The sequence below is a fragment of the Mesorhizobium sp. M5C.F.Ca.ET.164.01.1.1 genome (genome assembly GCF_004792125.1).
GTDB lineage: Bacteria > Pseudomonadota > Alphaproteobacteria > Rhizobiales > Rhizobiaceae > Mesorhizobium > Mesorhizobium wenxiniae.
The window spans coordinates 1-280 of record NZ_SRTG01000620.1; the positions used below are offsets into that span (position 1 = coordinate 1).

General features: G+C 63.2%; 1 pseudogene. It reads right to left on the minus strand.

Annotated features, from left to right (window positions below):
* Window positions 1–117: 117 nt before the first annotated feature.
* Window positions 118–280 (minus strand): annotated as a pseudogene (locus EN807_RS35030) (BMP family ABC transporter substrate-binding protein); the annotation flags it as partial.

Consider the following 280-nt stretch of genomic DNA (forward strand, 5'->3'; position numbering starts at 1 on the left):
CGAGGCATCACCGAGCCGTCGTGCGGACGCCGCAACCCGACAGCGCAAGGTCTATGCCCACACCCTTGGCGATCGGCCCTGGGAGCGGTGCAGCTGCCGAGTTTGTCGGGAGAGCGGTGTGGCCATCGCGGCCATCACGCCGACGAGGTAGGAGCCTTCCTGCTCCTTGTAGACGACGGAGCGGACATTGGGCTTGTCGACGACCATGTCGATGATGGCGAATTTGGTCTCTGGAAACTCGACGGCGATCTTCTCCTGGGCAGATGCGCTGGAGAAGATC